This window comes from Chitinimonas taiwanensis DSM 18899 (genome assembly GCF_900119825.1).
Taxonomy (GTDB): Bacteria; Pseudomonadota; Gammaproteobacteria; order Burkholderiales; family Chitinimonadaceae; genus Chitinimonas; species Chitinimonas taiwanensis.
In genome coordinates, this window is the sequence record NZ_FPKR01000013.1 from 155,725 (window position 1) to 161,862 (window position 6,138).

The 6,138-nt window shown below is 65.1% G+C and carries 6 protein-coding genes; 3 read left to right on the plus strand and 3 right to left on the minus strand.

The window, feature by feature from the left end:
* Positions 1-7: 7 nt before the first annotated feature.
* From BT173_RS16165 to BT173_RS16175, 3 genes are all read right to left on the minus strand, one after another.
* Complete coding sequence (locus BT173_RS16165; protein ID WP_072429721.1) at positions 8-1,339, minus strand: glutamine synthetase family protein; 1,332 nt, start codon at positions 1,337-1,339, stop codon at positions 8-10.
* Positions 1,340-1,415: 76 nt separating this feature from the next.
* Positions 1,416-2,237, minus strand: coding sequence for a CHAD domain-containing protein (locus tag BT173_RS16170; RefSeq protein WP_072429708.1), 822 nt, complete (start codon positions 2,235-2,237; stop codon positions 1,416-1,418).
* Positions 2,234-3,427, minus strand: a complete 1,194-nt coding sequence (locus tag BT173_RS16175) for a GGDEF domain-containing protein (protein WP_072429709.1) — start codon at positions 3,425-3,427, stop codon at positions 2,234-2,236. The genes BT173_RS16170 and BT173_RS16175 overlap by 4 nt, the downstream gene beginning before the upstream one ends.
* 118 nt (positions 3,428-3,545) lie before the next feature.
* Here BT173_RS16175 and BT173_RS16180 point away from each other — a divergent pair, with 118 nt between their 5' ends.
* The 3 genes from BT173_RS16180 (at position 3,546) to BT173_RS16195 (ending at position 5,890) form a co-directional block, all read left to right on the plus strand.
* The gene (locus BT173_RS16180; protein WP_072429710.1) at positions 3,546-3,941 is read left to right on the plus strand and encodes a VOC family protein; all 396 of its coding nucleotides are present in this window, start codon (positions 3,546-3,548) and stop codon (positions 3,939-3,941) included.
* 52 nt (positions 3,942-3,993) lie between these two features.
* Positions 3,994-4,425, plus strand: coding sequence for a GNAT family N-acetyltransferase (locus BT173_RS16185; RefSeq protein WP_072429711.1), 432 nt, complete (start codon positions 3,994-3,996; stop codon positions 4,423-4,425).
* Positions 4,426-4,591: 166 nt separating this feature from the next.
* Positions 4,592-5,890: a hypothetical protein gene (locus tag BT173_RS16195; RefSeq protein ID WP_139256197.1), complete on the plus strand. Its 1,299-nt coding sequence runs from the start codon at positions 4,592-4,594 to the stop codon at positions 5,888-5,890.
* The last annotated feature ends 248 nt before the right edge of the window (positions 5,891-6,138 follow it).

The following is a 6,138-nucleotide window of genomic DNA, read 5'->3' on the forward strand; positions in this document are numbered from 1 at the left end:
CCAGACCCTAGACCTGCGGCAGCAGGTAGCGGCGCTCCCAGGCGCTGATCTCGCGCAGATAGCTGTCGTACTCCAAACCCTTGACCGATAGATAGGCGCGCACGAAATCCGCGCCCATGAGACGTGCGGCCGAGCTGCTCTGCGCCATCTGCGCATGGGCCTCGACAAAGGTGCGTGCCAGGCCATGTGCATGGTCGTAGCCATTGCCGGTAATCGGCGCGCTAGGGCTCAGTTTTTCCTGCATGCCAGCCAGGCCCGCCGCCAGCGTGGCGGCAATCGCCAGATAGGGGTTGGCATCGGCACCGGCAATGCGGTTTTCCACCCGCCGCGCGGCCGGGCTGCTGTTCGGCACGCGCAGGCCGGCGGTGCGGTTGTCGTAACCCCATTCCAGATTGATCGGCGCCTGACTACCGCTCACATAACGGCGATAGGCATTCACGGTCGGTGCGTAGATCAGCATCAGCTCGCGCGTATAAGCCTGCAGGCCGCCGATATAGTGGAGAAAGCGCTCGCTGGCGCTGCCATCGGCCAGGGTGAAGATGTTCTGCCCATCGGCATCCACCACGCTCTGGTGCAGATGCATGGAGCTGCCCGCCTCGCCCGCCATCGGCTTGGCCATGAACACCGCGTTCAGGCCATGCTTGAGCGCAATCTCCTTGGCCGCATACTTGAACAGGAAGGCCTGGTCGGCCACCGCCAGCGGGTCGCCATGCATGAGGTTGATCTCGTACTGGGTGGTGCCCACCTCATGTATCCAGGTATCACCGCCTATGCCCAGCGCATCGAGGGCGGCATGGAACTCGTCCCAGAACGGCGCCAACTCATTGAGCATATTCAGGCTGAAGGCCGACTGACCGACCTCGGCACGCCCGCCGCGCCCCTTGGGTGGCTGCAAGGGCTGAGCCGGGTCGAGATTGGCGGCGGTCAGGTAGAACTCGATCTCGGGCGCCACCACCGCGCTCAAGCCCAGCTCGGCATAGCGGGCCAGCACCAGCTTGAGCACCGAACGCGGCGCGAATGCGCACAGCTCGCCGCTTAGCTCCACGCAGTCGTGCACGGCCAGATAGCGCGGCACGCTGCTCCAGGGCACGCGCTTGAGCGTGCGCAGATCGGGCAGCAGGCGCACATCCGGGTCTTCGTCGGGGAAGATCGGGTCGTAGGAATACTCGCCCGTCACGCACTGCATGGGAATCGCCTGGGCGATGCGCAGTTCATTGCCCTTGGCAAAGCTGGCCGCCGGCATCAGCTTGCCGCGCGGATAGCCCGACACATCGGGGAACAGGCACTCCACATCGCGCACCCCTTCGCGCAGAAAACGTTCGGCAAGCTCGGCATTCATGGTCGCATCCTCCTGCATTTGGCCAGCCCGCATGATACGTGCGGGCAAGCGCCCTGCGCGTGCCGTATCGCCATCCTTAGCGCGCGGCTAAGGCCTGGCGCAAAGCACGCAAGGGATGCAGCGCCGCGCTACGGCTCGCTTCGCGAGCGGGCAGCAGATGATCGGCCAACGCGCCCAGGCCACCGGGCTGCGCATCCAGGCGTGCCATCAGGCCGTCCAGATCATTCAACTGTCCGAGCGCGCCTTGTGTGGCCCCGGCCAAGCGCGCCAGACGTAGCGCATCGGGTAGCTGCGGATAGCTTTCCAGCAGATAGCGCAGGCGCTTGCAATCGAGGCGCAGCGCATGCCAATCGCGGGCCTCGGCCAGCGTGCGGCGTGGATGTTGCAAGCGCGCCAGGATGCGCGCAGCCAGACGCGCCTGCTGACGGCGCAGGCGAGGCTCGAAATCCGCGCCTTGCCCGTGCAGCAAGGCTCGCGCGCCATTACGCACCAGCCACAATGCCGCCTCAGCCCTGGGCTGCCCGAGTTGGGCGAGCCAGGCCTGGCGTTGCCGGGCCAGCTCGATCGCGTTCAGCCACTGCAGCGCCGGTGCCAGACCCGCGTGATCGGGCGGCAGCAGGCTGCGCAGTAGTTCGGCCTGCACATCGGCCTCGCGCAGCGGGTTGCTCGCCCGTATCAACTGCTGCCAGCAGGCCAGCGCCAGCCCCAGGCGCTCGGGCGAATCACTGCGCAGCCAGGGTCGCAACATGCTGCGCAGCGCACGCATGGCCACGCGCAAGGCATGCAGGGCCTGCGCATCTTGCGGCTGGGCTAGGCAGGCGTGCCGCGCCGCCAGCAGCTGGCTCAGTAGCTGCATCAGCTGCTGCTCGGCCTGGGTGGCGGCGTGGTGCATCTTCATGACAGGGATACCTCGGCGGCCATGCTGCGCTGTACACAGTTGCGCCCGGCCGCCTTGGCCGCGTACAGCGCCTGGTCGGCACAGCGGTAGGCCTGCGCAAAGGACATGGGCGGCGTGATCAGGCACAGGCCGATGCTCAGACTCAGGCGGCTGGCATCGGGCAGCTGCAGGCCCGTGGTGATCTGGCGCAGGCGCTCGGCCACCTGTTCGGCGCGCAGCAGATCGCAGTCATACAGCAGCACGGCAAACTCATCCCCACCCAGCCGACCAGGCAGATCGCCCTCGCGCACCACCTGTCGCAGGGCCGCGCCGAATTCGCGCAACACGGCATCGCCCGCCTGGTGGCCAAAGCGGTCGTTCACCTGTTTGAAGTGATCGAGGTCACAGAGCAAGAGACTGAGCGGCAGCCCCTGGCGCGCCGCATTGGCCAGCAGCTGCGGCGCGGCGATATCGAAGTGGGCGCGCGAGGCCAACCCGCTCTGCGCATCCACATTGGCGCGCCGCTCCAGCTCGGCCTGTGCCTGGCGCAGGCCCTGCTCGACCCGGCCATGCACAAGCACCAGCATCGCGCACAGACGCAGAAAGGCGGCAAACAGGCCAGACAGGGTCAGCAGCGGCAATGCGCTGGCCAGATTGGCCTTGGCGCTGCCCCACTCGTTCAGCAGCTGGATGATGCGCACGCCATCGGCCAGGGCCACGATCAGCACGCTGGCCAGCAAGAGGCGCACCGGCAGGCGCCAGGCCGCGGCACGTACACCGAGCAGAAAGCTGGCAAACAAGCCCAGCTGCACCAACAGGCCGAGCGAGAAGATCAAGGCCCGGCTGGTATAGCCGGCCCCCATCAGCCAGCTGGCCAGCCACAGGCCAAACACCAGCGCCGCCACCAGCCAGCGACAGACCAGCGCCGACCGATGCGCGCGGCCAAGCGCAATCCGCAAGCCGGTTTCCATGGCCGGCGCACTGGCCAGCAACAGGGCATTCGACACGCACATAATCAAGCCAGCCGGCAGCCAAGCCACCAGCAGCAGGAGCAAGGTGGCCAGCGCCAGCTGCAGCTCATTCGCCACCCACCAGCCAAAACCCTTGTCGCTGCGGCTACGCCACCAGAACACCGCCAGCAGCGCCGCCATCATCGCGTGGCTCAAGCCCCCAAACAGCAAGGCCGTGCCCACATCAGGCACCCATCTCATCACAACACTCCACGCTCTACCGCAAAGCGCTCCGCCACGCCGTCCCAGGCTTGCAGTCAGCCCCTGGGCTCAGCAATCATGCGGAGCAGATTCATACCATCAATATTAGGAGGAACGAATGATCGATCACACCGGCCTGGTTGTCAGTGACTTTGCCCACAGCAAGACGTTTTATATTCATGCGCTGGCCCCGATAGGCTACAGCCTATTGGCGGAAATCCCCGCCGCGGTGACCGGCCACAGCGATGTGGCCGGCTTTGGCGTGGCGCCCAAGCCCGATTTCTGGATCAGCAGCGGCACGCCGAATCGCCCGCCCATCCATATCGCCTTCCGGGTGGACAGCCGCGCCGAGGTCGATGCCTTCTACCAGGCTGCGTTAGCCGCCGGCGGACGCGACAACGGCGCGCCCGGTCCGCGCCCGCATTACCACGCCCACTATTACGGGGCCTTCGTGCTCGACCCGGACGGCCACAATATCGAAGCCGTGTGTCACCACGCCGACACGCCAAGCTGAAGCCCGGCTGCCCCACATGCCCTACTTCTGACCAATCACAAGGAGGCGCAGCATGGCGCTGAGCTGGCAATACGATCTGGATGGCGTGGACTGGGAAGCACTGTCGGCGCTGTACCAGGCCGCCCCGCTAGGGGACAAGAGCGCCGCCCATCTGCAGAAGGTCTTCTCCAACAGCATGTTCCGCTGCTTTGCCTATGAGGCCGGGCAGCTGCTGGCTGCCGGCCGGGCGCTGGCCGATGGTGGCGATTGCGCCTATCTGTGCGATATCGCCGTCCTGCCCAGCCACCAGGGCCGCGGCCTGGGCAAGCAGGTCGTCCGCCAGCTGCTGGCTGCCACGCAAGGACACAGAAAAGTCATCCTCTATGCCGTGCCAGGCCGCGAAGACTTCTACCGCCAACTGGGCTTTCTGCGCATGCAGACCGCAATGGCCATCTTCGACAACCCGCAGCTACAGCTGGAACGCGGCTATCTGAGCGAAGATTGAATCCTAGGCAGGCTGGCATACACCATGCCCGAAGCTGAAGCATGAATGCGGTAATCATTCTTCCCCGCGTTTGATCTCATACATGGCGCTGTCCGTGTATTCGAGCAGGCGGAGCAGCGCATCGCCAAGCAGCAGAAAACCGAGTCGCAAAGGAAATAGGTACTTGATGGATGTTGCACACCCTCTACGCAGCTTGGCACTGACTCGCCGCGCACTGATCACAATAGTCTGTTGCCTCGCCTGGCCGGCCTGGTCCGCCTGCCTGCCCACGCCAGATGCAGACTTGCCCGATGCGCCGTACAACGGCTACACGCCCACAGGCTACAAAGGCGAGCTGGAGCGCGACACTATCTGGTATCGCTCGGTGCGCGTCCTGCCGCAGCCGGATGGCACCCTGCGCTTTGCGCTCAAGCAGCGGCCTGCGGCGCACTATGCGTCGATCGAACCGCTGCATCTGGGCGGACGCGCAATCGGCTTTGTCGCGACAGCGGAAGGCTGCCAGCAATTGCTCCAGCGCAATGGGCAACCCTATGCGCTGCCACGCTTCGAGACTGTCCACCCCGAATGGATGGAGGCCAAGGTCCTGGGCGGCACCGGCCGCACCCTGCTGCGTCTGAAGAGCGGTGATCATTACCGCCTGGCGCTCTTCCAGCGCGGAAGCTTGCTGGCGGTATCACCGCGCGACTACCTGTCCTCCTATAGCAGCTCGACGCTGGAAGCCAATCGGCACTATCTGCCTGCACAGCTCATGCCTGTCGTCAGTGCCAACGGCCATGGGCTGATCGATCTGCGCAAGCTGAAGGAAGTAGTGCAACCCGAATGGTTGGGGGTGGGCGGCCTGAGCGTGCTCGACGACCCGCAAGCCGCGTCTTATCTGCTGAGCGATAGCGGCGAGCAGCGCCGCCTGTATGCGCTACCCGGCGGCAAGCTGCTGATGGACCGGATAGTCTCACTGACCCCCATCCCCAACTGGTTTCCGTATCGACCGGGCCACCCGGCTGGGCAACGCGCGGTGCTATTGCTGCACAAGCAGGGCGAAGCAGGCTGCCAGCTGCTGAACTGGCAGCTGCAGCCACTGATGCCGCATCTGCTGCCGCTGCGCCATGGTCAATGCCAACTGGCGCAGTTCGGCGAACGGCGCTATGTGTTCAGCGACGCTGATATGCAGTCCGTGCATGCCTATGCGATCCTGGCGGAAGGTGCCTTGCGCTGGATCAGCACCACCCCGGGGCAGCTGGAAGCAGCGGAAGCGAATACCGGACTGATGGTGCTGCGCGTGTCGAGCGAGCAGGAGACCCGCTACCGCCTCTACTTCGCCGACGGCAGGCCAGCATCCGCCGAGTACTACACCGGCTTCACGGACCTGGGCTGCGGCTTCTGGCGCGTCAAGCAGGGCGCGACCTGGCTATCGCTATCGCGCGATGGACAGACCAGCCCGCAGCTGCGCTACCCATTCAGCTGCTAAGCCCTGCCCCTCGCCCGCCCTAGTGGTTGGTGCAGAGCCGGCCGGCATCTGCTTGGATGCGGGCAAAAACAAAAAAGCCGCATCGTGTTTAGCGATGCGGCTTTTTTGAACGTCTTAGGATACTCTAAGACTAATATGTGGCGGGGTCTCTATTGGACTGTCCCGGAAACGGTAGACAACCTCCAGCCTCACGCCGCGGCTAGTTCAAAGGCCTCGGGACTGACGCCGCCAAGATGGCTATGACGGCG